The sequence below is a fragment of the Microbulbifer sp. THAF38 genome (assembly GCF_009363535.1).
Taxonomy (GTDB): Bacteria; Pseudomonadota; Gammaproteobacteria; order Pseudomonadales; family Cellvibrionaceae; genus Microbulbifer.
The window spans coordinates 3,102,798-3,126,359 of record NZ_CP045369.1; the positions used below are offsets into that span (position 1 = coordinate 3,102,798).

Below are 23,562 nucleotides of genomic sequence, written 5' to 3' on the forward strand. Positions count from 1 at the left end.
ACGGGAGCGGCGAGCGCCACTCCCGGTATTTACCAGTATTGGTAGAAGGGCATTAAAACTCAGGATTTCGGTTTGCGGAAGCGCAGGGTCATACGATCGCTCTCGCCGATGGCCAGGTACTTCTCTTTATCTTCATCGCCCAGGCGCAAAGAGGGCGGCAGGGTCCAAACGCCTTTCGGGTGCTTGGCGGTATCCTTCGGATTGGCGTTGACTTCACTAGCCTCTTCCAACTCAAAGCCGGCCTTCTTAGCCACTTCGATAACATATTCCTGGGTCACATAGCCGCTCTGGACCATGTCCTCTTTACTGGTACCTGGCTTGGCGCGGTGCTCCACTACACCGAGAACGCCACCGGGTTTCAGCGCGTTATAAAAGCTGGCAAAAGCCTTGTCTTCATAACCACGGTACATCCAGTTGTGTACGTTACGGAAAGTCACTACCGCATCGGCGCTGCCTGCGGGGGCTATCTCACGACCGGTTTGCGGTGAGAATTCGGTGACTACGACATTCTTGTAGGCTTTCTTATTGGCGGCCAGCTTGTCTTTGAAGCCCTTCAAAGAGCGCTGGTAGTAAGAAGACTCGCTATCCTCCGGGAAGTGCGCTGCATAGAGCTTGCCCTTCTCTCCCAGGTAGGGCCCGAGGATTTCGGTGTACCAGCCACCGCCGGGAGTGATTTCCACCACCGTCATATCTGGCTTAATACCCAAAAATTCCAGGGTTTCCGCCGGGTTACGGTATTGGTCGCGTGCGGCGTACTCCTTGCTGCGGTGATCCCCCTTGATGACAGAATTCAGGTCGGCGGCCTGGGCGCCGCCAGCCAGGGCCAGGGCACCGGCCAGAGCCAGTAGGGATTTCTTGATATTGATCGTCATAATCGTTCCTGTGTTGTTATCGTTAATCCAGCTTCGATCGCACGCTGTCGATCTTATCCTGTAATGACTGGTTCCGGTCCGTACGAGTTCCCAATTTCAGGCTGGTGGTGATGCGATCCGCGCCCATTGCGTGGACTCGCTCATGACAGGCTTTTACCGCTGCCATCACCGTATCCCAGTCCCCCTCTATGTTGGTGCCATAGGCATGTAGGTGGTGAGTGAGCCCGGCTTCCGCCAGCACCTTTTCACACTCCGCAACATACTTACTGACAGACACCCCCACACCCATGGGTATCACGCACAAATCGGCAATGACTTTCATTGACAGTCCCTCGCTAAGTTACCGGTTATTCGGAAAAGAAAAATGGCTTTGAGATTGGACGATAGAGTTATCCGACGAGATCCTATTACAATGCAAGTGACACGTCTTTACTGAAGCAAAGGAACCAAAAAGGGAACTAAATATGCAACAGCATCTCGTTATCTCCATGATCTGCAACGATAAGCCCGGTGTTGTAGAAAAGCTTTCTGCAGTCATTGCGGATAACGGAGGCAACTGGGAAGACAGCCATATGGCGCATTTCGCCGGAAAATTTGCCGGTATATTGCGCGTTGCCGTCCCTGGAGATAAAACCCAAGGCTTGAAGGATGCCCTCGCCAGTCTCGCCCAGGCTGGCTACAACCTGATTGTTGAAGACGCAATCGCCGTTACCACCAAGCCCCAACAGACCCTGACATTGAAGCTGGTAGGCAACGACCGCCCCGGCATTGTGCGGGAGATCTCCCGTGCACTCAGCGCTCACCATATCAATATGGATCAGCTGGAAACCACCTACGGCAGCACTCCGTGGAGCGGTGAACCTCTGTTTACTGCCGAATGCATTATCAATGTGGACGAAGATATGGATCTCGATGGCCTGCGTGATGAACTCGACCAGATTGCCAATGAACTGGGGGTCGAGATCGACTGTGAGGAGATCGCCACTCCTCTCTAATTGTGGAATAATCCGCTGCCATACAAAGCCGGGCCCATCGCCCGGCTCAAATCATCAAGCTAGATAGTACCGCTCCAGGGCGTCCGCCAAGCAATGTTCAAAATTGTCCTATACCAACCGGAAATTGCCCCGAACACCGGCAATATTATTCGACTTTGCGCCAACACCGGCGCCGAGCTGCACCTGATCGAACCCCTGGGTTTCGACATGGACGACAAACGCCTGCGCCGTGCCGGGCTCGATTACAGTGAATATAGCCGCGTGGTTCGCCACCCTGACTGGCAGGCTTTTATCGACAACGAAAAACCTGCGCGGGTGTTGGCCCTCTCCACCAAAGGCAGCCACAGTCATACCTCGGTGGAATACCAAGACGGCGATGCCATTGTGTTTGGCCCCGAAACCCGCGGTTTACCGGCAGAGTTTCTACAAATGGTGGGTCAAGAGAACACTCTGCGCATCCCCATGCGCGCCGAGAGCCGCAGTATCAACCTGTCCAACGCCGCCGCCATTGTGATCTATGAAGCTTGGCGACAGCTCGACTTCAACGGCGCCATAGACCAGCAGTAAGAATTTTTTGTTATGCCAAGCTCCCAAGCTCCAATAGGCCTGTTTTACGGCTCCAGCACCTGCTACACCGAAATGGCCGCAGAAAAAATCCGCCAATATATTGGCCCCCAGTGGATCGACCTACACAACGTGGCCGAGGCGGATATCAACCTGGCCGAGGACTACGATTTCTTACTGTTTGGTATTCCCACCTGGGATTACGGGGAGCTGCAGGAAGATTGGGAGAATATCTGGGACGACCTGGCAGGGCTGGACCTGCACGGTAAGACCGTCGCCCTGTTTGGGCTCGGCGACCAGGAAGGCTACCCAGAGTGGTTCCAAGACGCCCTGGGTTATCTGCACGCTCAACTGCTCGCCTGCGGCGCCCGTGCGGTAGGTTACTGGCCTGCCGAGGGCTATGAATTTGAGGAGTCCAAAGGGCTGACCGAAGATGGCAGCCAATTTGTTGGCCTCGCCCTCGATGAAGAGAATGAATTTGACCTCAGCGAGGAGCGTATTAGCCGCTGGTGCGACCAGGTCATGCGCGAATTCGGCCTTAAGGACGGAGCCTGAAGGTAGTATTGAAGTGAGCAAATCCGGCAAACACGCGGATATCCAGTGGCGCGAAGACGGCCAACCCCTGTCCCGCGCCTATGACGATATCTATTTCTCCACCGCCTCCGGCCTGGAGGAAACCCGCTACGTATTCCTGCAACAAAATGCGCTAGCGGAGCGCTGGGCAACCCTGCCTGAAAACGCCACTTTTACTATTGGCGAAACCGGCTTTGGTACCGGTTTAAACTTTCTCGCCGCCTGGGAGCTATGGCTGAAAACCGCTCCAAAGAATGCGCAGCTGCACTTTATTACAGTGGAGAAATTTCCCCTGCATCCCCAGGATCTGCAGCGCGCCCTGGCACTGTGGCCACAACTGCAGCCCTACTGCCAAGCTTTGATTGAAGCCTACCCCCCATTATTGGCCGAAGGCGTTCACCGCCTGCAGTTCGGTCCAGTAAAGCTAACTCTGATTATTGGGGAGGCCAGCCAGGCTTTAGATAGTTTGCGCATACAACAAGAGAACCGCGATCGGTACGTCGATGCCTGGTTTCTGGATGGTTTTGCGCCGGCCAAGAATCCGGACATGTGGACTGAAGAGTTGTTCGCAAACATGGCCCGCCTGAGTCGACCCGGCGCCACTTTCGCCACCTTTACTTGTGCGGGACTGGTCAAGCGTGGCCTACGCGAGGCGGGCTTCGCCCTGCGTAAAGTGCCGGGATTTGGCAGCAAACGGGAAATGCTGTGCGGCACTCTGGAGCAGTTACATAACTCTCAGCACCATAACACTCCTTGGCACCTGCCCCGCAGCGAGCCACAGCAGCCGCAATCTGCCACAGTAATCGGTGGCGGTATTTCTGGCGCCACCATTGCCAGGGCACTCGCAGAGCGCGGTGTACAAGTACAAATTATTGAGCGCGGACCGGCCCCCGGCAGCGGCGGTTCCGGCAACGACCAGGGCATACTCTACGGCAAGCTCTCCCCCAAGCCGGGCCCCAATGGGGATTTCAATCTGCACGCCCTGATGTTCGCCCAGCGATATTACAGGCAACACTGCCCGCAGCTCGCACATTTTAACGGCCTCTTACAACTGGCTCAGAGTGATAAGGAGAGGCTGCTACAGGAGCAGATCGCCACTAGCCTGACAGAGCACCAAGGGCAAAACCTGGCCCGAATGGCTTCTCATGAGGAGGCCAGTCAGCTAGCCGGTGTAGATCTCAGTTTTGGCGGGCTCTACTTCCCCAATGCGGGCTGGCTGGAACCCCAAAAAGTGTGCGCTGCGCTCCTGGAACACAAAAATATCACCCGATACCAGGGCACAGCAGTGGAAACACTGACTCGCCAAGATGACAGATGGCTGCTGCGTACAGAAGGCAAAGAGATAGAAACGGAGGCGCTCATTCTCTGTGGAGCCAATGATATTCGCAGCTTTGCGCCGGCTGAAGCCCTACCCCTGCGGCCAATACGCGGCCAGGTCTCCCGAGTGCGCGCCACAGAGACCTCCGCAAAATTAAAAATTGCCCTCTGTGGCGAGGGCTATATCACTCCGGCCCACGAGGGACGCCAGAGCTTCGGCGCCACCTTTAAACTCAAGGAAACCGCCACAGAGTTACGTGAAAGTGAGCATTGGGAAAACCTGCAGACACTGGCAGAACTGCTGCCACAGTTTGCCAAGGAATTTTCCAATCAGGATTTCTGTGGCCGCGCCGCTCTGCGCGCTGCTACACCGGATTACTTGCCAATTGCCGGACCAATTCCCGACTGGGAGTCCCTGGACAGCACCTACGCAAACTTGCGCAAAAACCGCAAATTATTGATCGCCGAGCGGTCGAACTATCAGGCGGGGCTCTACGTGATGGGCGGCCTTGGCTCCCGTGGTTTTACCTACGCGCCGCTAACGGCCGAATTACTCGCCAGCTGGATTATGGGTGGGCCCCTGCCTGTCAGCGCAGATCTGGCCAAAGCTTTACATCCAGCGCGCTTTGCCATCCGCGACCTGGGTAAAAATCGCTAATCGAGTTGGGAGCTGAGGCTTTTCTTAACTCCCATATTTGAGATATCCCCTGCTTTAAGCTTTCTCTGCTTTCGTTTTCCCCGGTGAGGCCAACAGACTGGCACTGCCGGCCCCACAGGCCACGATAGTTTTCATGGCCGCTTCAACGCTTACGCCAGGCAGTATTTCCACACATTCCGCAGGCACATGGAAAACAAATCCCGATGTGGGCACTGGAGCCGTTGGTACGTAAACCGTCATCTCGCCATTGGCGTGCTGAGAGGTCACAATCGCCGTCACCGTGAGCGGATTATCCGCACCATGGATGCGCACTCGTGCCACAGGCCCAGAAAGTACCCCCTCACCACCACCGCCAATAAATTGCACAACCAAATCTTTAATGGTGCTATACCCTGGTGCCAGGCGACCGAGCCAATGATCAACATGGCGATGCAGCCAGTTGCCGATACTGGTTTTCACTAGCAGGCCAATCAAGAAGCAGCCTCCCAGAATCAGCGCTATCACCACAAGCTTGGCAAGGGTATCCTTGAATTCTGTATTCGCTTCCAGCCAAGTAACGGCGGGGGCGACAATTTCACTGACCTGGCCTAACAACCACTGGAATAAAAGTACTAAGATTGCGATGGGCAGCACCACCGCCAAACCACCCAAAAGGGTCAAGGTAATAAAGGTTTTTACTCTGGTCATAGATAATTGATGTACCGACTTACTCTCCGCAGCTGGATACCGCTGCTCTTATCTTGCCTGCTGCCAATAGCAGCACAAGCACAGCTAAAGGCAACCCCCTTCTCCATTCTGGAGGAGCGCCAACGGGGTGGGGATCATTTCACCCAGGGACTCTATTTCGACGGCCAACGCTGGTGGGAAAGCAGTGGCCTCTACCGCCGCTCTTGGCTCGCCGAGTATACCGACCCCAGCGAAAAACCTGTAAGGCGCAAATGGCTACCGGGCAGGCTGTTTGCCGAAGGGCTTACCGTTTTGGGCGATAAGCTCTACCTACTTACCTATAAAGCCGGTGAATTGCATATCTACAGCGCCAGTGATCTGCAGCATTTAGGGGTTAAGCAATACAGTGGCGAGGGCTGGGGGCTTACCAGCGATGGCGAATCCCTGATTATGAGTAATGGCAGCAATAAACTGACCTTTCGCGATCCCGACACCTTTGAGGTCAAGCGTCAGCTCAAGGTACATGGGGCGGGAGAAATCTGGTCGAATCTGAATGAGCTCGAATTTGCCGAGGGCTTGATCTGGGCCAATATCTGGCAAGACAGTCGCATCATCGCCATAGATCCCAAGAGAGGTGAAGTACGTGGCGCTATCGATCTAGGTCGGCTTAATCCGGATGTACTCCAACACCCGGACACTGTGGCCAATGGCATCGCTTGGGATAAAAACCGAAATGGACTCTGGGTGACGGGGAAATTCTGGAAACAACTCTACCTCATCCGGCCTCAGGGCCTGGGCTTTACTAAAAGCACAGACCATTGAGTTCAGTGCCTACGATCAATAACTGTCAAAACCCCACCGTTACGTAAATAATCCATTGAGGAGAGCTGCAACTGCAGGTGAAAGCCGTGGTCCCGACTTTGCAAGCTGACACCATCAAGCCCAGCCTGTCCATCGTAAAGCATGGTGGACTCACCCTTTTCATCCTGCCACTGAATTCCCTCGACATTGCGCATACCGAGAAGCTCTAGCGTTACCAGGGTAAACTGGTCAGGCAGCGGCTGTAGCTCAATCTGTGCAACACCAGAGGCGGTGGCTAGAGAAAATGCCAACTGATTCTCCGGAGCCGGGCGCCAGCCCAGATGCGTGTCCGCCACAACAGACTGCACAAGTGTACGCGGAGTACTAGTACTAGAGGAGCAGCCGAAAAGCCCGGCCAGAACTGTCAACCACAACACAAAAAGCACGATCAAAGTGCGCATAGACCTATCCTTAGGCGACCGCTGTGATGAGATGCGAGGTGAAATGTGATTATAACCCGTGAATTCTGTCACAACTTATAAGCTGCCATTGCATTGTATTTCAAGGCAACCCACCCTATAAACCCACCGCACAAAGTCGCTACGCGGGGTATACTCCGCCGCCATGAATTCCCCACAACATATTCTCGAACACATCTTCGGCTATACCCACTTCCGCGCCCCTCAGGAAGAAGTCATTGAGACACTCATGGCCGGCGATGACGCCCTGGTGCTTATGCCCACCGGTGGCGGCAAATCCCTGTGCTACCAGATTCCAGCCCTAGCCCGACACGGCTGCGGCGTGGTGATATCTCCATTAATCGCTTTGATGCAGGATCAGGTGGAGGCATTACAAGAGGCTGGTATTCGAGCCGCCTACCTGAATTCTTCCATTTCCTACGACGAAGTCCAGGCCATAGAAAGCCAGCTGCTACACGGCGAGCTCGACTTACTCTATTTAGCCCCGGAACGCCTGTTACAACCTAGAACACTGGCGCTTTTACAGCGTGTCGAACTCTCATTGTTTGCCATTGACGAGGCTCACTGTGTCTCCCAGTGGGGTCATGACTTCCGTGCGGATTACCTGCAACTCAGCTGTTTGCACGAGCAGTTTCCCAGGGTGCCACGAATAGCACTGACTGCCACGGCGGACAAACGTACCCGTGCGGAGATAGCCCAGCGCCTCAATCTGGAGAGCGCCCGGCATTTTGTCAGCAGTTTTGACCGTCCGAATATCCAATACCGAATCGAGCCCAAGGACAATCAACGTAAACAACTCCTGCAATTTCTGAAAAACGGGCAGGAGGGCCAGGCTGGAGTGGTTTACTGCCTGTCACGCGCCAAAGTGGAAAACACCGCCGAGTGGCTCAGCCAGCAGGGCTTTACCGCCCTCCCCTACCATGCGGGCCTACCGGCGGAAACCCGCGCAGAACATCAGCGCCGCTTTTTGCGCGAGGAAGGGGTGATTGTTGTCGCCACCATTGCCTTCGGGATGGGCATCGACAAGCCCGATGTGCGTTTTGTGGTACACCTCGACCTGCCCAAAAGTGTCGAAGCCTACTATCAGGAAACCGGTCGGGCTGGGCGCGATGGAGAAACCTCTGTAGCACTACTGCTCTATGGCCTGGAAGATGTGGTCAAACTCGGGCAAATGGTGGAATCCTCAGAAGGTAGCGAGGAACACAAACGCCTCGAGCGCACAAGACTCAACGCCATGTTGGGCCTATGTGAAATGACCAGTTGCAGACGCCAAGCACTGTTGCACTATTTTGCTGAAACTCTCGAGCAACCCTGTGGCAACTGTGATATCTGCCTGGAGCCACCCGCCACCTGGGATGGCAGCGAAGCCGCCATCAAACTGATCTCCTGTGTGTACCGAACCGGTCAACGCTTTGGAGCCAGTCATGTGATTGACGTACTGCGCGGTTCCGATAATGAAAAGGTGCGAAAATTCAATCACGATCAGCTCACCACCCATGGTATTGGCAAAGATCTCAGCAGCAGTGAGTGGAGAGCTGTGGTACGGCAACTGATTGTAAGAGGCTATTTGGACGTTGAAGGTGAATTCCAGGGACTCAGACTCACAGAAAACTGCCGCCCATTACTGCGCGGAGAGGAAAAGCTGCAACTGCGTAAACTCCCCAAGAAAGCCCCTCGTGCCCAAACCCGAAATGCGGCAATTCTGGAAGATCTTGACCCGGAAGAGGAACCTCTCTGGCTGGCGCTTCGCAGCTGCCGCAAACAACTGGCCGAAGAGCGCGGGGTACCGCCTTATGTCGTCTTTCACGATGCCACCTTGCGTGGGATGGTAAAAGCACACCCCCAAACCCGCAGTGAACTCCTAGCCATCTCCGGTGTTGGCGATAGTAAACTGGAACGTTTTGGCGATGCTTTTCTCGCCGTACTTAGGGACTTCCCCAAACACAATTAAGTACCACTAACCAATAAAAATTATAAAAAAAATAAACAGCTCAAATGGAGCCTTTTATTCCAAGCTCCAGCATCTGGTGGATTTTCCCAGCTGGGGTGACCTGTGTTACAAAGGCACAAAGAGGTAAAAAAATAACGTATAACCCCCCAGTGAGAGGAACCCATGAAAGTTATTGGTCACCTGATTAATGGCAAGCTATCTACCAGCGACGATTCGTCCCAGCGCCCTCGGCTACAAGACCTAACCAACCCCTCAACGAATGAAAAAATCGGTAAAGTCGCGCTGGCCAGCAAAGACACCGTTGAAGAGGCAATCTCTGCGGCAGAAGCTGCCTACCCCGCCTGGCGTAACCTGCCCACAGCAAAGCGCGTGCGTATCATGTACCGTTTGCGCGATCTGCTGGAGGAGAATGCGGAGAAAATCTGTGAACTGATTACTCTGGAGCACGGTAAAGTCCTCAATGATGCCATGGGTGAGCTGCAGCGGGGCATTGAGAATATTGAATATGTCTGCTCTGCACCAGAGATGCTCAAAGGCGAGCACAGTAAGAACGTAGGCCCAGCGATTGACTCCTGGAGTGAGTTTCAACCTCTAGGCGTCTGTGCGGGAATTACCCCGTTTAACTTTCCCGCCATGGTACCTCTATGGATGTGGCCAATGGCGATTGCCTGCGGCAACACCTTTATCTTAAAACCCTCAGAACGCACCCCTTCCTCCGCCCTATTTATTGCCGAACTGGGTATCGAGGCCGGCATCCCTGCCGGGGTTTTAAATGTTGTTAACGGCGATAAAGAGGCCGTGGACACATTGCTAACCGACAAGCGTATTCAAGCGGTAAGCTTTGTAGGCTCAACGCCCATTGCAGAATATGTCTACACCACAGGTACTGCCCACGGTAAAAGAGTTCAGGCCTTTGGCGGCGCAAAGAATCATGCCATCGTGATGCCGGATGCCGACTTGGACAACGCAGTAGCCGCATTAATGGGTGCTGCCTATGGCTCCTGTGGCGAGCGCTGCATGGCTATTTCTGTAGCCGTTGCGGTTGGCGATGAAACAGCCAACACTTTAGTAGCAAAGCTTAAAGAACAAATTGCCCAACTAAAGATTGGCGATGGCATGAACAACCAAAACGATATGGGACCTTTGGTTACCCAAGCGCACCTAAACAAGGTAGAGGGCTTAATCACTGCCGGAATCGAAGAGGGCGCGGAACTGGTAGTGGATGGCCGTAATAGGAAGGTTCCAGGCTACGAAAGTGGTAATTACCTAGGAGCCTGCCTGTTTGATCGTGTTACCCAAGAGATGGCCATACATCGCAGTGAAATTTTTGGCCCAGTACTCTGTGTAATGCGTGTAGATTCCATGCAGGAAGCGATGGATATCATTGATGCTCACGAGTACGGCAATGGTACTTGCCTATTTACTCGAGATGGGGAAGCTGCCCGTTACTTTAGTGACAATATTAAAGTGGGCATGGTGGGCATCAATGTACCTTTACCCGTGCCTGTAGCACATCATAGTTTTGGTGGCTGGAAGCGCTCCCTATTTGGGGACCTGCACGCTTATGGGCCAGATTCAGTACGATTTTATACCAAGCGTAAAACGATCACCCAGCGTTGGCCTGCCAGCGGAGTAAGAGAAGGGGCACAATACAGCTTCCCAAGCAATGGCTAATTAGAGATAAAATCTGGGGCGGATATCCGCCCCTTCCACCAGCAAAAAAATATCAATCTAATCCCACCCAAACTAAACCTGCCTCCCTTGATGTATCGGCAATAACGAAAGCCTTAAATCCAAGGAGATAGAAATGTCCAAGAGACCTAGCAACAAAACAATAATTAAAGCATCTACAGCCATCCTGTTTTTCTTGCTTTCCACCGCCATACCCTCAATACCCATAGCACAAAGTGCGACTCTGAAGCAGTGCCAAAATTGGAACAATAAGATTGAGCAGTATCAAGACAAAAGAAAAAAGGGAGGTTCAGGTAAAAAAATGGATGAGTGGAAGAGAAAAATTCGGCAATACAGAGATAAGTTTAGGAAGAATAAATGCAGCAGGTACGGTAGAAAACTAGGTTAAAACTGTTCAGTTCAGAAAAATCGCCCCAAATCTCAAATAATTTATAAAGCCAACAAAAAAGGGCGCAGCGCGCCCCTTTTTAAAGGATAAGATTGATTACCAATTGAAATCAAACTTATAGCCTACACCGATGTTGAATACCCAGGGATCAAACTCGTAGTCACCTCCGAATCTGTGCTCCCACCAGCGGTTAAAATCGTCATCATCATCAAAGAAGCGGCGATTAAAGGTATCCACTTCAACGTCTGTGGTTACATCATAGTAAATAGCAGCCACATTAATCAGCCAGCTACTATCATGGCCAAAGGTGAAATCAACACCAATTTGCCATGTATATCCCCAGCTATCGCCGAAGTTCACGCGGCCATCCCAGTCGCGCCAGATTAGGTTCGCATCATCATCCTCATACCAGAAACCCCAATGTCTGAGGCGCTCATCACTGAAGTCGGTATAGTTAATACCGATGCCCATGTAGGGCTGCACCAGACAGCTGGGATCCAGTGGATACCAGTTCAGGTATGCAGCCGTGGTTTGGGGCTTCCAGCGGGCAAAATCACCGCGACGGCGATCAAATAGATCGTCATCCCAATCATCATCCCAGAAGCGCCACAGCCAAGGATCGCGGCTACCACCGGTATGGCGATCACCTTGCTGGTAACTCAGGGAAACACCCCAGTGATCTGTCGGCTTCCATTCAGCATTAATAAACCAACCCCATTCACCATCAGGGTCAAGGTTGGTTCTGAAAGCACCCCAATCACGGAAACGATTGAAATCATCATCATCATCATCATGATAACGTAACCACCGATCAGCAAAGGTTACATTGTCAGAGTTTGGTGACCAGTAAGCCCCGCCAATCCGGATCTTGAACTCCTGGGTAGGAGGGGGTGGTGGGGCATAGCCAGCAGGTCCTGCCGAAGCGACACTAGAGATTGCTAAGGCGAGGGGCGTCATAACGGGGATCAGAATACGCGTCATCTTCATTTGTGGTAACTCCATTGAAATTCAGCAGATCAAACAGCAATCAGCCCAATCAATGGTCAGTCTAGTCGCACGAAATCACAGATGTTGAAAAAACAAACAAATGTTGGCGCCCAAATATAATTCTACGTTTTTATGGCACTGATAAGATCTTTTGACGCGAAATTTAACAATCAGATCTTAATCTGATAAGGAGTTTAACGCCCACAGCATTTATTCAGGTGAAAGTTGGACAACGAGTATTGATCCAAATTCCAATTGGGTACTGACACAATAGAGTGCCTAAAAATTAAAAATGGAATGAATCAAAAGACCCAAAATAGAATTGGCAGAAAATCCCACATCTTACTTTTAGCTGGAAAAAATAAGCTTTCAAAAAAAATAAGCAGATTCCACACCATCAGAAAATACACTCTTGAAAATCGGAGTTGAATTTTTCTTCACCAAGGGACTAAAAGCGTGGCAATAAAAAACGTATGGATACACTTGGGGAGATTTAAATTTACGAACACATAATAAGGCTGCCCTAAATTGGGTCAGAGCAGCCTAGTTTTTAGAAACCTCTTCCCTCTAAAAAACACTCTTCTCAGGGGTGGGTGTCACTGAACCCTACGAACTTCAAGTAATCACCATGCGGAAATAGCTTCTTGATATAGCCTGCTGCGACTTACCCTTTCTTACTACCACCCTGACACTCAGGGCTCTCTGGAGCGTCGCCCTCCCATTCATCCGGTGCATAGGTATGGAGCGCCAAGGCATGAATGGGGCCAGCCATTTCATCAGCGAGAACGGCATACACTTTTTGATGACGCTGGACCTTTCGAATTGATTCGAAGGCCTCACTCACCAATACCACCCGGAAGTGCATTTCAGATCCCGCTGGGACATTATGCAAATGGCTTTCACATTGGACATCAATGAATTGAGGGTGAAAGCTCGTAGTTAATTTTTCTTCGATCTGCTTTGCAAGACTCATAAACTCTCTTTACAAATTTTATTCTGGTTAATTCTTAAGACTTTTTAATTTGACAATAAGTTGAAACAAAATATTTATGTACTACCAACAGCTGACGGGAAGAAACAGCCGGAAGGCTAGCAGGCTTTTCCACCTGCTGAGCATTCCAAGTCGAACCGCCTAAGCAAGGCGATTAACTGGCAACTTTTGCCTTGCTCTTCCGGGCTTCAACAATTGCTTCATACGCAACGGTAATGCTCTTCATCTGATCTTCAGCATGACGCATAAATTCCTCGGGAAGCCCCTTAGATGCCATTTTATCGGGGTGATACTCAGCCGCCTTACGGCGATAGGCCAACTTCAAATCCTTATCGCTGGTTTCCTCTGAGCAGCCAAGTACTGCGTAATGCTGTTGAAGCTCAGAAGCACTGCTTCCCCTTCCGTGCCCAAATTGATTTTGCATGGCCTCAAAGAGTGATTCATGCAAGCCCAAATCCGCAGTAATTTTCCTGAGAATCGCTTCCTCAGAGGAATGCAACTCACCATCGGCGTAAGCAACGGCAAATAAAAGGCGATAAACCATCTCCCGCATCGCCTGGTTTTGGACCAACACACGATACTGTTTTGCATAATCGTAAATGCTGTACTTATCCGTCTTCGCATTCTCAAAAATTCGGATTGCATGCTTGCGATCCTCGGCGCCTAAGCGAAGATTATTCTGGATAAAATCTTCGATCAGCTGCACTTCCGCCTTGGACACCTGTCCATCTGCCTTGGCCATCTTGGCCAGCATAGAGAATAAGGTAACAATAAAAATTTTCTGGGCGCCCTCTCTATTTAGGACCGCAGCTGCACCACCCAAACGCTTTAGGCCAGATCCAAAGGAGCTACCAATCCAGGCACCCAAGGCCGCACCAATAGGGCCTCCAAACATAAAACCGAATCCGGCACCAATTCCCGCCCCTAACCAGGACATACTCTCTCCTCCGAGCGCCAATCAGCGCCCCAATATCATCTAAATCAAACTGTTAAATCCCGGCTATCTTACCACGTGTAAGAGAACGTCAGCCGAAAGACGTGACTAAAAAGTCAAGCGTACTTTTCCTCAAGGCGTCACCTTGATCCCTGTCAGGTACATTTAGTTTCCTAACTGTCTCCCTCTATCTGCCACAATGATGTACAGGGCATTCTCATAGGAAATGAGGAAAGGCTAAATGAAACTGCGGCGAGTGGCAGGCTTATTGCGCCATTTAACAATGAGCCTTCTTATATTGCTGGTTTTTACAGGGTGCGGAAACCGGCAGGATACGAGTAATCAGGCTAACGGGTCACAATCTAGTAAGGTTGATACCACTGGTCATCAGGACTGGGAAACCATTGTTGAAGTACTCCTTCACCCCCGCTGTTTGAATTGTCACCAGCTGGAATTGCCCCTTATTAACCAAGGCTCCCCCCATGTACCCCGCGTAGAGCGGGGGCCCGATAACATGGGTCTGGGCACAATGCGCTGCAGTAACTGCCACTCCAACCAGAACAATCCAGTGACTGGAGCGCCCGGAGCTCCGGGTTGGGCTATGGCACCCATCAGCCTTAACTGGTCTGGTATGTCATCGGCCCAAATCTGCAAGCTGCTGACTACCCCCCAAGATAATGGCGGCCGCTCCCCGGAGCAATTAATGCAATTTATGAGTGAGAATCCCCTCGCGCTATGGGGCTGGAACCCTGGTGGCAAGAGAGAACCCGTCAATATTCCCCACCAAAAACTGGTGGAAGCATTAAAAGGCTGGATAGCCGCAGGAACACCTTGTCCACCACCGGCTCCTTCAGATTAACTTCCAGCGGGAAGAAGGTTGATAAAACAAGGGTTAAAGGGGCACTATTTAAGCCCCTCTACTCCCGATAAAGCCAGGGCCAAGTCATCCAGCCACCCCTTATGACCTCCCCTCCAGGCGATAAAAAGCTCTTCTTGAGGCTCTACAAATTCACCGACAACCTGTATTTTTGCCCCACCGACATCCTCAACAAGGGCCTCTGGCAGCAAAGCGAGAAACTGACCCGTTTTAATCAGGCGGCTAAGCACCCCATAGTCATTCACTATGACCTGAAGCTTTCTGGCAGGTAGGTTTTCCCCCCAACCATCACTGCCAATGCCTCTCTCCTCACCGCAAAATGGAGAGATTCTCGGTGCGGCAAAGGGGTATTGTTGAACAACATCAATTGGCACCCCTGATTTTGACCATTGACCAGATGCTAACGGGTGACCTGGGCCCGCAACGATACACAGAGTTTCTACACCCAGCATGCAGGTCGTTATCTGGATAGGTACCTGGCCCAATATCGCACCGGTGATTATGGCCAAGTCCACCTCCCCTCTGACCAGCATACTCAGCGCCAAGGATTCATAGGCAGAAGTGAATGAAAGGCGGGCATTTGGGTGTCTTTCTGCCAACTTATGTTGGATAGAGGCGGCCCAAGTCAATTGTATGACGGCAGGCGCTGCCACCCGACACTCGGGCAAATTGCCCAGCCCGCTGAGTTCAGCCTGGGCCTGTCGCGCGATAGCCGTGATCTCAGCGGCTCGCCCTTGTAATCGACGCCCCGCATCATTGAGCCGAATTTGTTTGCCCACCCGGTCGAATAAACGCGTGTTTAACGCCTTTTCCAGACGGCGTAAAACCTTACTCAAACCCCCAGGGGTAGTATCCAAGCGGTCCGCCGAGCGCTGCAGGTTTTCTGTTGCGGCAATAACAAGAAACTTTTCTAGATCTTCTATTTCCATTTTGGAATCAAAAACTACCAACACTGAATCGATTGGTAACTAATGTACGTTTAGAATCGCAAAACACCAAGCTTTTGGGTCCGTTAAATAGCAAGAAGCTTCCTATCTAGCGGCCCCGCCACTAGGAACGCACAGACTGATGGGCAAACTTTCTCGACTCTGGAGATTAGGTATCTCGGCAGCCTTATCCATGGCAGCAGCATTAACGTTTGCAGACGATTCAAACGGCACTCATGGTATGGCGCTATTTTCTATTAAAGGGCAACTCATTGCCTCCCATATGCCGCTTCACGGCAAGCGCCATGGACACCAGGTTATTCTCGCGCTGGAATCAGAGAATGAAAAAGCCATTGCTGAACTGGCTCAGAAGACACCGCTCATTTCACTCAAGCCCGAAGTGTTCTCTTTAAACCACCTGCGCAACGGCGATTTAGGCTTTTTTACCGGCGAAGTTTTTAATGGCCACTTTGAGCGCGATGGAAAAGTTCAGCTGAACTCTATTCCATTCAGGGTTGCCAAAAAGTTACTAGACCTACCCCTCACTCGCAAAGAGAACGGTCACTACCGGTTGGTGCATTTAAATTCAACAAGCCTGCTTATCCACGAAATAGCATCCCCTCCTAGTTTTGACCAGATTTTGGAAGTTACTGCCGACCCATCTGCTCCCAATACTATCAACACTGACAGTAAACACCCTATCTCTGAAACCCACTGGCCTGAAAGCCTTAAAGAAGCGGGGATTGTATTTCGTCGGCAGCTCTACCTGGAAAAACAGGACTTTCAATAAGATGCAGCATCCAATTCTTATTATTCAGCATGAAGACAATGAAGGCCCCGGATATATTGCCGACTGGGTAAGCCAGCACCAGATACCAACAACCATTATTAACCCGCAAAAGTCTGTATTGCCAGAAAATGGCTTTAGTGGCGTCATCCTTTTGGGTGGAATGATGAATGTTAAAGACCACAAGTTATTACCATGGCTCGCGGACGAAATTCAATGGGTAAAAAGTGCTATTCAACAGCAAATACCCTTTTTAGGTATTTGTCTGGGGGCACAAATACTCGCGCACGCACTGGGAGCGGGTGTTAAGCCGATGAAGCAGGAAGAAATAGGTTGGCACTCTATTGACTGGATAGCTGAAAAGCCCTCCGCCATAGAAAAAGTCTTTCAGGCGCATAGTTATTATTTTGAAATCCCTAAAGGGGCCAAGCGCCTGGCAAGCTCCAAACTCTGCCCGAACCAGGCATTTTTATACAGAGATAATATCCTCGGCTTGCAGTTTCACCTGGAGTGGTCACAACAAAAAGTCGCACAACTCTTTCCAGAGCATATGCAAAAATACGAATCGCCAGCGAAGAATCACTTAGCCAGCCGCAAGGCGCTGTTTGCAATTCTAAACAATCATTTTATTAAGTAATCAACAAAAACTTGAATGAAAAAAGAGTCAAAGAACAGAACAAAATAACCGCCTTGTAAAGACACGAAGCCAACCATACAAGCTCCCGCCCAACTTAATCCTCAAACAAAGAAAAACCAAAACACGCAACTCGAAATAGGAAATTACTATCATAAATTAGTAAATACTTCCTGAATTTATCGATAAAACAGTCAAGCAATCTTTCTTTTTACTTTTAGCGGCTATCATTTTTTAGCCAAGACATTCTCTCCTGGCATGCTCACCAAGGATTGGTCTTGGCTTTTTCTTTAACATGAATGTTATTGTTTTGTACAAGGAAGTTTACATGAAGATTTTAAGCCAAAAGGTGCTGGCATCCATAGCCACTGCCGCCCTGGCCCTCGGCTCTGCCACATCTGCATTATCCCAAACGGACAGCGAAACTAGCGTTATCACACTGAACTATATGAGTACGCAAGTTATTGATATCGCTTTTGTGAATGATCTTAACCTCATAGCGCCACCAGATGGCACCCCGGGCCCCATCCTCGCTGAAGATACATTTTGCGTTGCTGGAATGGGCTTCCCAAATTTTGGCATCACTTTTAGTAACCCAGCGAACCCAGTGGGAGGACCATTTGAGTTAGATTCATCCGTGCCTGGCGCACCACCAATAATGTATGAAGTCTTCTTTCAAAACAACGCCGGCCCGGGAATGGGCATACCTGTTACTCCTGACAACCTTAACCCTGGAAACATGATACAGACCCCCATGTGCATGGACCCAACAATGGACAACGCAAAATTTAGCATTGAAATTCAAGAACCAGAATGGGCTGGTAGAGCGCCCGACGCGCCATTTACTGGTTTGTTAGAAATCACGGTACAGGCCGAATAATCTCTTACTCAAACTTTAATGCCGCTAGCTACGCCAGAATACATTTCTGGCGTAGCATTCAAACAAGGAAAGAAACAAACCTAAAAACGCCTTTTAATACGACCCATGAAGAAAAACATTGATAGTCACCATACACCCTGTTATCAAGTTTCACTTCACCAAAGCATATCTCAATAAACATCCTCTAAAAAAACACTCATATAAACCACACCAGAAAAATCCACCTGATAGAAGAGTTCATATTTACAGCGATCAAAAATAAATTTACCTGCCACACCCCCACTACAACAATAAGAAGTTATTCTCAACACGTAGTAAATTTATCCCGAAATCACTTAGATCAGAAATCATAGCGTGCCCCCTTCCAGATCAACAACTAGTCTTTTTATACCAAGAGTTACTCACCAAGCATCCTCACTTCTTAGCTTCGGAGTTGTTTTTAACACAGTCATTGACTGATCTTATGTAACAGGGAGATTTTTATGAAGTACTTCGCCCCTAAACTACTGACCACCATAGCCGCTGCTGGACTTGCGTTCGGCTCAGCTACATCGGCGCTAGCTCAAACCGACAGCGAGACTACCACCATAACACTGATGTTGATGCAAATGGATAGTATTGATATTGCATTTGTTGATCCTGTAAACATTAATAATCCTGTTCCTGGAATGGACGCAACGGCTGATGAATCATTCTGTGTTGCCGGAACGGGCAGCGTTAATAACTACAGTATTACTTTTGTCAATCCAGCCACCACAGGACCACAGTTTGAGTTAACCTCACAATCAAACCCTGGCTCCCCACCCATTAACTATGAGGTATTCTTTAAAAACAATAACGGCCCAGGACCCGGAACAATACCGGCCACGCCCAATGACTCCATCCCAGGAAATTCGATCGAAGCATCCGCCTGTAATAACCTTACGGATGAGAATGCCAAATTTACCATTCAAATCCCCTTCCCTGAATGGGACAATAGAGAGAATGACTCACCTTTTGTAGGGCAGCTAATGATTACGGTAGAGGCCGATTAAAGCTCTCTTAATAATCCTTTAAAATTATTTGCCAATTAAAAACTGCGCCAGAAATGCATTCTGGCGCAGAATTCAAGATAAAAAACAGAAGATTCAAGAGTTACCTCCAGACACACCCAATGAAAATCTTAGCCGCAGACAAAAACTATTAAATTGAAAGCAACCTCAGCATACAAATAAATTGTCAAACGCAGCTCCAAACCAACCCACATATCCTCCACAAAACCACCCTAAAAAAATCACAACCACGACAGAAGGAAATTCTTGACAGTAAGCCCAACTAAAAAAACAGGAAATTATTCTCAAACACTAGTATATATTTCCTGTTTTTACTTAGAAGAAAAAACCATACATAGCACCCTCCCAATTTAACAGCTAACCTTTTTATACTCGTACTTACGCACTAAACACCCTCTTGTAGTTTGTAGCTTTGGGGCTGCTTCAAGTACAGGTATTGTGGACTCTTATGTAAAAGGAATTTACTTATGAAGATTATCGCACCAAAATTACTGGCATCTCTTGCCGCTGCCGGCCTAGCATTTGGCTTTGCAACAACTGCACTATCCCAAGTCTCAGATAGCGCGCAAAGTATGATTACTTTGACTGTCAATGAGTTTATTGTGATAGAAGACGTTGATAATATAAACCTGAACCCAAACCCAGGACAGCCCGCTCAACAGACTGATTTTTTCTGTGTTGCCGGCAGTGGTTTTTCGACGTTTAGCATTACTTTTGAAGGAGTCGGCACAGGCACAGGATCACCATTTCTTTTACAGGGCATGGGTGGCACTACACTGGGCTACCAAGTCAATTTCTTAAATTCCACCTCAGGACCAGCTCCTACAGCGGCAATGCCCGGCATCCCTATAACCAACAATACACTTCAGGCAAGCAACTGCGCAGATAATAACGCCCTCTTTAATATTTTAATCCCCTCTTTTCAGTGGGAACCTGTAGCCGGAATGGCTCCATTTATGGGCACGCTAATGATCACTGTTGAATCAGAATAATTCAACACATTACTCTAAATAGTATTCGACCATGCTGCACCAGATATTAACTCAGGTGCAGCATTTTAACCTTTTAAGAGATGTACTCTGCCACCATCTCGACTCATCTAAAAAACAAACTCACTAAAAGTAGGAAAGTTTTCTTATAAGTCACAGGTCTTCACTTAAAGCAACCTAGAAACAGACCTACCAAAGATCCAATCTCAGATTACTGGCTATTATTTTAAAACCAAGGCAATTTGAGTTTTTTGCTTTGTTTTTTCAACAGAAGCGTTGTAGTTTTTTTGCGCAAGGAAGTCTCTGATGAATCCTTTTACCCCCAAGTCCATATTATCGGCAGCTCTTTTTAGCTTGGCACTCGGCTCTTCCACATCGGCACTATCCCAAAATACGGATATGGAAACCAGTGTGATCCAACTCATCTTTAATCAAGCCCCATTCATTGATATAGCCAATGTTGGTAACGTTGATATCATAGACCCCAACATTGGTGATCCCGCAACAGGCTTTGATGACTTTTGTGTTGGTGGAACTTTTGGTGCCTACGCTATTACATTTACCAACCCTATGGGATCAACTTTTACATTGATGAGCAGTAACTCAACGCCGGATATTCCATATAACGTAACCTTTTTCAACACAATAGGGGGAACCGGACAGACAGTAACTCCTGGAGCCCAAATTCCTGGTAACCCGGTTCTGGATACCATGTGTGATCCCACCGTGCTCAACACAAGATTTGTGGTTGAAATTCCATTTTCTATATGGAATGGCAGACAGAACGATGGGCCATTTACTGGCATGCTGGAACTCATGGTACAAGGCCAATAAACTATTCCCCCAGAAAAATTAATAATATCGCTAGGCCAGAGCGTGCCTCTGGTCTGGCGCCTTAAAAGCAACTATAAATCAGATAGGCTTACCCTATTGAAAAATAAAGATTTAATATTATCAATTAACTCTCGATATCGGGCCATTTACCATAAGCTACGCCAAAATAGAATTCTGACGTATTCTAAAAATTGATGAAAATGTCCCCGAGAACGCGATGGCAGGCATACCTATTCCCAACAATATACTTTAAGCAACCAATTGTGCTGATAATAATGTCACTTCTGATATAACCACCCCTGAAAATTAACGAGAGCCCAAACAATGCTTACTCCGTGAACAAATAGAACTCGACCATGCTGCACCAGCCATTAAATCTGATGCTGCATTTTAGCCCCTGCAAGACGACCCTCACCGCTGTCCAAGCTCACTAAAAAACCCATTAAAAGCAGGAAAATTTTCTCATAATCCATAATCATTCACTTAAAGCCACCTAAAAAAAGACCGAGCAAAAACCCAACCTTAGATTAATGACTATTATTTTCACACCAAAGCAATTTGAATTTTTTGCTTTGGTTTTTTCAACAGAAGTGTTGTAGTTTTTTGCGCAAGGAAGTATCTGATGAATGATTTTACCCCCAAGTTAACATTACCGGCAGCTCTTTTTATTTTGGCACTCGGCTCCTCCACATCTGCACTATCCCAAGTATCGGATAGCGCACAAAGCATGATAACACTGACTGTCAATGAATTTATCACAATAGAAAACGTTGGCAATATAAATCTAGCCCCCATGCAGGGGCAAGCCGCTCAACAAACAGATTTTTTCTGCGTTGCTGGCAGCGGTTTTACGCAGTTTAGTATTACATTTGCGGGTGTGGGCACAGGTACAGGCAATCCGTTTACCCTACAAGGTACAGGTACCTCAACACTAAATTATCAGGTCTCTTTTCTAAATGCCACTTCGGGACCAGCCCCTACATTGGTACAACCCAACGTACCAGTTATGAACAATACACTCCAAGCAGTGAATTGCGCCGATGACAACGCTCTTTTTAATATATTCATTCCTGCTTCAGCGTGGGAACCTGTAGCGGACATGGCTCCCTTTATGGGCACCTTGATGCTTACTGTGGAGTCACAGTAAATCATTAAAGCCTGAATAAACAGATAGCCAATATTAAATAGCGGGTTGGACAGCCCCGCTTCTTCACCATTGTTAGAAACAACGTTTAACTAAGGTATGAAGCAGGGCTGTACCCTAACAAAAATCAAAGTAAAGAAAGTTTTTCACCTATACCTTTTAAATTATGAATATTAAATACAAACATGCACTGATGCACACCAAAATTTTCAAATGAGTTAACCCCTTAACACTTAAACATTTCCAATTAAATGTATCCTTCTTTTGAAATTGAAAATTGACCGGACAGCTTTCTTGTGTAGATCAATCAGCTTGGTGTTCTTATTTTTACCCATCTAGTCTTGAAATAAGCAATCCAATAATCCGGCAAGGAAGAAGCGCCTAAATCTTTGCCATTGCACAAGAAACACCACTAAGCGAGAGAAAAAATGACAGGCACTCATAGAGTTGGCAATGAATTCACCGCAGCAGTAGTCAGGAAAGCGGGCAGCCCTTTCGTATTAGAACAGGTGAGGCAGACCGAGCTACTAGAAAATGAAGTGCTGGTTAAAATCGTCGCCACCGGCATTTGCCACACCGATATGATTGCCCGGGATCAGGATTATTTAGTTCCGCACCCTATTGTATTGGGGCATGAGGGCGCAGGAGTGGTAGAGGCGGTTGGTGATAGCGTACTTAAGGTGACCCCTGGGGATCATGTTGTCTTAACTTTCCTCTCATGCAGTAGTTGCAGAGAGTGTATTTCCGGCCACCCGGCCTGCTGCGAAAATTTTCGCGATCGAAACTTCTCCGGGCATCGCATAGATGGCAGCCACGCCCTTGCCGATCAGCAGGGAGGGACACTTAACGACCGCTTCTTTGGTCAATCTTCCTTTGGCGAGTACGCGGTAGCCAATGAGCAAAACGTGGTTAAGGTGCGCAAAGATGCTCCCCTGGAGTTATTGGGTCCATTAGGGTGTGGCATTCAAACGGGTGCCGGCACCGTTTTAAATTCACTCAAGGTGGCCCCCGGTTCGAGTTTTGCTGCCTTTGGCGCAGGCGCCGTGGGCTTGGCTGCAGTGATGGCCGCATCGGCGGCGGGGGCCACTACCATTATCGCTGTGGATATCCTTCCCTCAAGGCTGAAACTGGCGATGGAAGTGGGCGCCACCCACACAATCGACAGTACCCAGGGCAAGGTTGCAGAACAAATCAGGGCAATTACCGACAAAGGCGTAGAGTTTGCCCTTGACGCCACAGGAATCCCCGCAGTGATCAATACCATGATCGAATGTTTGCGCAGCCGTGGAGAGGGGGCGATTATCGGACTGTCGAAACCCGGCGAGAAGCTCACACTGGACCCCATGGACCTGCTCAACAATTGCAAAACGCTGCGCGGCGTGGTTGAAGGAGACAGCCTACCGGATCAGTTTATTCCCACTATGATCGACCTTTATATGGCCGGCCACTTCCCATTCGATAAGCTTATTAAGTTCTACGATTTTTCTCAGATTAACCAGGCCGCTGAAGACAGCGAGAAGGGGTTAACTTTAAAACCTGTGGTGCGGTTTTCCTAGCGCCTGTGCCCAGGA

Annotated in this window: 26 protein-coding genes; 17 read left to right on the top strand and 9 right to left on the bottom strand. The window is 49.2% G+C overall.

The genetic code is table 11. From position 1 onward, the window contains the following. Positions 1–59: 59 nt before the first annotated feature. Together FIU95_RS13335 and FIU95_RS13340 are read right to left on the bottom strand one after the other, a co-directional pair. On the bottom strand, positions 60–872 hold the full coding sequence (locus tag FIU95_RS13335) for a class I SAM-dependent methyltransferase (protein WP_152454229.1): 813 nt from the start codon (positions 870–872) through the stop codon (positions 60–62). 22 nt (positions 873–894) lie between these two features. Beyond that, positions 895–1,194, bottom strand: coding sequence for an MTH1187 family thiamine-binding protein (locus FIU95_RS13340; RefSeq protein WP_152454230.1), 300 nt, complete (start codon positions 1,192–1,194; stop codon positions 895–897). Positions 1,195–1,336: 142 nt separating this feature from the next. Here FIU95_RS13340 and FIU95_RS13345 point away from each other — a divergent pair, with 142 nt between their 5' ends. The 4 genes from FIU95_RS13345 (at position 1,337) to mnmC (ending at position 4,979) form a co-directional block, all read left to right on the top strand. Next, on the top strand, positions 1,337–1,867 hold the full coding sequence (locus tag FIU95_RS13345) for a glycine cleavage system protein R (RefSeq protein WP_152454231.1): 531 nt from the start codon (positions 1,337–1,339) through the stop codon (positions 1,865–1,867). Between the two features lie 93 nt (positions 1,868–1,960). After that, a complete protein-coding gene (gene trmL / locus FIU95_RS13350) occupies positions 1,961–2,434 on the top strand; it encodes a tRNA (uridine(34)/cytosine(34)/5-carboxymethylaminomethyluridine(34)-2'-O)-methyltransferase TrmL (protein ID WP_152454232.1) in 474 nt (157 codons plus the stop codon). A 12-nt stretch (positions 2,435–2,446) separates the two neighbouring features. Further along, positions 2,447–2,986 carry a flavodoxin FldB gene (gene fldB / locus FIU95_RS13355; protein ID WP_152454233.1) on the top strand — a complete coding sequence of 180 codons (540 nt, stop codon included), beginning with the start codon at positions 2,447–2,449 and terminating at the stop codon, positions 2,984–2,986. A gap of 13 nt (positions 2,987–2,999) precedes the next feature. Then, positions 3,000–4,979 (top strand): bifunctional tRNA (5-methylaminomethyl-2-thiouridine)(34)-methyltransferase MnmD/FAD-dependent 5-carboxymethylaminomethyl-2-thiouridine(34) oxidoreductase MnmC, encoded by a 1,980-nt coding sequence (gene mnmC / locus FIU95_RS13360; RefSeq protein WP_253868629.1) that lies wholly within the window; start codon positions 3,000–3,002, stop codon positions 4,977–4,979. Between the two features lie 54 nt (positions 4,980–5,033). On the opposite strand, the gene FIU95_RS13365 is transcribed toward mnmC, so the two are convergent. Then, positions 5,034–5,666, bottom strand: coding sequence for a DUF502 domain-containing protein (locus FIU95_RS13365; RefSeq protein WP_152454235.1), 633 nt, complete (start codon positions 5,664–5,666; stop codon positions 5,034–5,036). Positions 5,667–5,675: 9 nt separating this feature from the next. Between FIU95_RS13365 and FIU95_RS13370 the strand changes: the two genes are divergently transcribed. After that, entirely contained in the window at positions 5,676–6,467 is a 792-nt protein-coding gene (locus tag FIU95_RS13370) for a glutaminyl-peptide cyclotransferase (protein ID WP_152454236.1), read from the top strand. Between the two features lie 2 nt (positions 6,468–6,469). Here FIU95_RS13370 and FIU95_RS13375 read toward each other — a convergent pair whose 3' ends face one another. After that, positions 6,470–6,907, bottom strand: a complete 438-nt coding sequence (locus FIU95_RS13375; protein WP_152454237.1) for a hypothetical protein — start codon at positions 6,905–6,907, stop codon at positions 6,470–6,472. Positions 6,908–7,070: 163 nt separating this feature from the next. On the opposite strand from FIU95_RS13375, the gene recQ reads away from it, so the two are divergent. From recQ to FIU95_RS13390, 3 genes are all read left to right on the top strand, one after another. Further along, positions 7,071–8,876 carry a DNA helicase RecQ gene (recQ, locus tag FIU95_RS13380; RefSeq protein WP_152454238.1) on the top strand — a complete coding sequence of 602 codons (1,806 nt, stop codon included), beginning with the start codon at positions 7,071–7,073 and terminating at the stop codon, positions 8,874–8,876. Between the two features lie 162 nt (positions 8,877–9,038). Continuing rightward, positions 9,039–10,550: a CoA-acylating methylmalonate-semialdehyde dehydrogenase gene (locus FIU95_RS13385; protein WP_152454239.1), complete on the top strand. Its 1,512-nt coding sequence runs from the start codon at positions 9,039–9,041 to the stop codon at positions 10,548–10,550. Between the two features lie 133 nt (positions 10,551–10,683). Further along, positions 10,684–10,956 (top strand): hypothetical protein, encoded by a 273-nt coding sequence (locus FIU95_RS13390; RefSeq protein ID WP_152454240.1) that lies wholly within the window; start codon positions 10,684–10,686, stop codon positions 10,954–10,956. A 96-nt stretch (positions 10,957–11,052) separates the two neighbouring features. Here the strand turns inward: FIU95_RS13390 and FIU95_RS13395 are convergent, their stop codons facing one another. The 3 genes from FIU95_RS13395 to djlA form a co-directional block, all read right to left on the bottom strand. Continuing rightward, the gene (locus FIU95_RS13395; RefSeq protein WP_172975400.1) at positions 11,053–11,943 is read right to left on the bottom strand and encodes an OmpW family protein; all 891 of its coding nucleotides are present in this window, start codon (positions 11,941–11,943) and stop codon (positions 11,053–11,055) included. A gap of 664 nt (positions 11,944–12,607) precedes the next feature. Beyond that, positions 12,608–12,916, bottom strand: coding sequence for a BolA family transcriptional regulator (locus tag FIU95_RS13400; RefSeq protein ID WP_152454242.1), 309 nt, complete (start codon positions 12,914–12,916; stop codon positions 12,608–12,610). Between the two features lie 172 nt (positions 12,917–13,088). After that, positions 13,089–13,871: a co-chaperone DjlA gene (gene djlA / locus FIU95_RS13405; protein ID WP_152454243.1), complete on the bottom strand. Its 783-nt coding sequence runs from the start codon at positions 13,869–13,871 to the stop codon at positions 13,089–13,091. Between the two features lie 238 nt (positions 13,872–14,109). Here djlA and FIU95_RS13410 point away from each other — a divergent pair, with 238 nt between their 5' ends. After that, on the top strand, positions 14,110–14,727 hold the full coding sequence (locus FIU95_RS13410; RefSeq protein WP_152454244.1) for a hypothetical protein: 618 nt from the start codon (positions 14,110–14,112) through the stop codon (positions 14,725–14,727). Positions 14,728–14,771: 44 nt separating this feature from the next. Here the strand turns inward: FIU95_RS13410 and FIU95_RS13415 are convergent, their stop codons facing one another. After that, the gene (locus tag FIU95_RS13415; protein ID WP_152454245.1) at positions 14,772–15,674 is read right to left on the bottom strand and encodes a LysR family transcriptional regulator; all 903 of its coding nucleotides are present in this window, start codon (positions 15,672–15,674) and stop codon (positions 14,772–14,774) included. A 139-nt stretch (positions 15,675–15,813) separates the two neighbouring features. On the opposite strand from FIU95_RS13415, the gene FIU95_RS13420 reads away from it, so the two are divergent. From FIU95_RS13420 to FIU95_RS13440, 5 genes are all read left to right on the top strand, one after another. Then, positions 15,814–16,461, top strand: coding sequence for a hypothetical protein (locus tag FIU95_RS13420; RefSeq protein WP_152454246.1), 648 nt, complete (start codon positions 15,814–15,816; stop codon positions 16,459–16,461). 1 nt (position 16,462) lies between these two features. Then, a complete protein-coding gene (locus tag FIU95_RS13425; protein WP_152454247.1) occupies positions 16,463–17,095 on the top strand; it encodes a type 1 glutamine amidotransferase in 633 nt (210 codons plus the stop codon). A 325-nt stretch (positions 17,096–17,420) separates the two neighbouring features. Beyond that, positions 17,421–17,972, top strand: a complete 552-nt coding sequence (locus tag FIU95_RS13430) for a hypothetical protein (protein ID WP_152454248.1) — start codon at positions 17,421–17,423, stop codon at positions 17,970–17,972. 482 nt (positions 17,973–18,454) lie between these two features. Continuing rightward, on the top strand, positions 18,455–19,006 hold the full coding sequence (locus tag FIU95_RS13435; RefSeq protein ID WP_152454249.1) for a hypothetical protein: 552 nt from the start codon (positions 18,455–18,457) through the stop codon (positions 19,004–19,006). A gap of 485 nt (positions 19,007–19,491) precedes the next feature. Then, the gene (locus tag FIU95_RS13440; protein ID WP_152454250.1) at positions 19,492–20,016 is read left to right on the top strand and encodes a hypothetical protein; all 525 of its coding nucleotides are present in this window, start codon (positions 19,492–19,494) and stop codon (positions 20,014–20,016) included. 218 nt (positions 20,017–20,234) lie between these two features. Here FIU95_RS13440 and FIU95_RS13445 read toward each other — a convergent pair whose 3' ends face one another. Beyond that, on the bottom strand, positions 20,235–20,438 hold the full coding sequence (locus FIU95_RS13445; RefSeq protein ID WP_152454251.1) for a hypothetical protein: 204 nt from the start codon (positions 20,436–20,438) through the stop codon (positions 20,235–20,237). Here FIU95_RS13445 and FIU95_RS13450 point away from each other — a divergent pair. The 3 genes from FIU95_RS13450 (at position 20,425) to FIU95_RS13460 (ending at position 23,547) form a co-directional block, all read left to right on the top strand. Further along, positions 20,425–20,847: a hypothetical protein gene (locus FIU95_RS13450; RefSeq protein WP_152454252.1), complete on the top strand. Its 423-nt coding sequence runs from the start codon at positions 20,425–20,427 to the stop codon at positions 20,845–20,847. The two genes, FIU95_RS13445 and FIU95_RS13450, sit on opposite strands and share 14 nt — an antisense overlap. Positions 20,848–21,469: 622 nt before the next feature. After that, complete coding sequence (locus FIU95_RS13455; protein ID WP_152454253.1) at positions 21,470–21,994, top strand: hypothetical protein; 525 nt, start codon at positions 21,470–21,472, stop codon at positions 21,992–21,994. Between the two features lie 425 nt (positions 21,995–22,419). Next, the gene (locus FIU95_RS13460) at positions 22,420–23,547 is read left to right on the top strand and encodes an NAD(P)-dependent alcohol dehydrogenase (RefSeq protein WP_152454254.1); all 1,128 of its coding nucleotides are present in this window, start codon (positions 22,420–22,422) and stop codon (positions 23,545–23,547) included. Positions 23,548–23,562: the final 15 nt, after the last annotated feature.

Bases quoted from the DNA above. Each gene is read 5' to 3' on its own strand.
- FIU95_RS13385 (WP_152454239.1), top strand. From the start codon at position 9,039: ATGAAAGTTATTGGTCACCTGATTAATGGCAAGCTATCTACCAGCGAC.
- FIU95_RS13455 (WP_152454253.1), top strand. From the start codon at position 21,470: ATGAATGATTTTACCCCCAAGTTAACATTACCGGCAGCTCTTTTTATT.
- FIU95_RS13335 (WP_152454229.1), bottom strand. From the start codon at position 872: ATGACGATCAATATCAAGAAATCCCTACTGGCTCTGGCCGGTGCCCTG.
- FIU95_RS13340 (WP_152454230.1), bottom strand. From the start codon at position 1,194: ATGAAAGTCATTGCCGATTTGTGCGTGATACCCATGGGTGTGGGGGTG.
- FIU95_RS13400 (WP_152454242.1), bottom strand. From the start codon at position 12,916: ATGAGTCTTGCAAAGCAGATCGAAGAAAAATTAACTACGAGCTTTCAC.
- FIU95_RS13445 (WP_152454251.1), bottom strand. From the start codon at position 20,438: ATGAGTTGGATCACACTGGTTTCCATATCCGTATTTTGGGATAGTGCC.
- djlA (WP_152454243.1), bottom strand. From the start codon at position 13,871: ATGTCCTGGTTAGGGGCGGGAATTGGTGCCGGATTCGGTTTTATGTTT.
- fldB (WP_152454233.1), top strand. From the start codon at position 2,447: ATGCCAAGCTCCCAAGCTCCAATAGGCCTGTTTTACGGCTCCAGCACC.
- FIU95_RS13460 (WP_152454254.1), top strand. From the start codon at position 22,420: ATGACAGGCACTCATAGAGTTGGCAATGAATTCACCGCAGCAGTAGTC.
- FIU95_RS13410 (WP_152454244.1), top strand. From the start codon at position 14,110: ATGAAACTGCGGCGAGTGGCAGGCTTATTGCGCCATTTAACAATGAGC.
- FIU95_RS13375 (WP_152454237.1), bottom strand. From the start codon at position 6,907: ATGCGCACTTTGATCGTGCTTTTTGTGTTGTGGTTGACAGTTCTGGCC.
- FIU95_RS13420 (WP_152454246.1), top strand. From the start codon at position 15,814: ATGGGCAAACTTTCTCGACTCTGGAGATTAGGTATCTCGGCAGCCTTA.
- FIU95_RS13440 (WP_152454250.1), top strand. From the start codon at position 19,492: ATGAAGATTATCGCACCAAAATTACTGGCATCTCTTGCCGCTGCCGGC.
- FIU95_RS13390 (WP_152454240.1), top strand. From the start codon at position 10,684: ATGTCCAAGAGACCTAGCAACAAAACAATAATTAAAGCATCTACAGCC.
- FIU95_RS13370 (WP_152454236.1), top strand. From the start codon at position 5,676: ATGTACCGACTTACTCTCCGCAGCTGGATACCGCTGCTCTTATCTTGC.
- FIU95_RS13345 (WP_152454231.1), top strand. From the start codon at position 1,337: ATGCAACAGCATCTCGTTATCTCCATGATCTGCAACGATAAGCCCGGT.
- trmL (WP_152454232.1), top strand. From the start codon at position 1,961: ATGTTCAAAATTGTCCTATACCAACCGGAAATTGCCCCGAACACCGGC.
- FIU95_RS13430 (WP_152454248.1), top strand. From the start codon at position 17,421: ATGAAGATTTTAAGCCAAAAGGTGCTGGCATCCATAGCCACTGCCGCC.
- FIU95_RS13365 (WP_152454235.1), bottom strand. From the start codon at position 5,666: ATGACCAGAGTAAAAACCTTTATTACCTTGACCCTTTTGGGTGGTTTG.
- FIU95_RS13395 (WP_172975400.1), bottom strand. From the start codon at position 11,943: ATGAAGATGACGCGTATTCTGATCCCCGTTATGACGCCCCTCGCCTTA.
- FIU95_RS13425 (WP_152454247.1), top strand. From the start codon at position 16,463: ATGCAGCATCCAATTCTTATTATTCAGCATGAAGACAATGAAGGCCCC.
- recQ (WP_152454238.1), top strand. From the start codon at position 7,071: ATGAATTCCCCACAACATATTCTCGAACACATCTTCGGCTATACCCAC.
- FIU95_RS13415 (WP_152454245.1), bottom strand. From the start codon at position 15,674: ATGGAAATAGAAGATCTAGAAAAGTTTCTTGTTATTGCCGCAACAGAA.
- FIU95_RS13435 (WP_152454249.1), top strand. From the start codon at position 18,455: ATGAAGTACTTCGCCCCTAAACTACTGACCACCATAGCCGCTGCTGGA.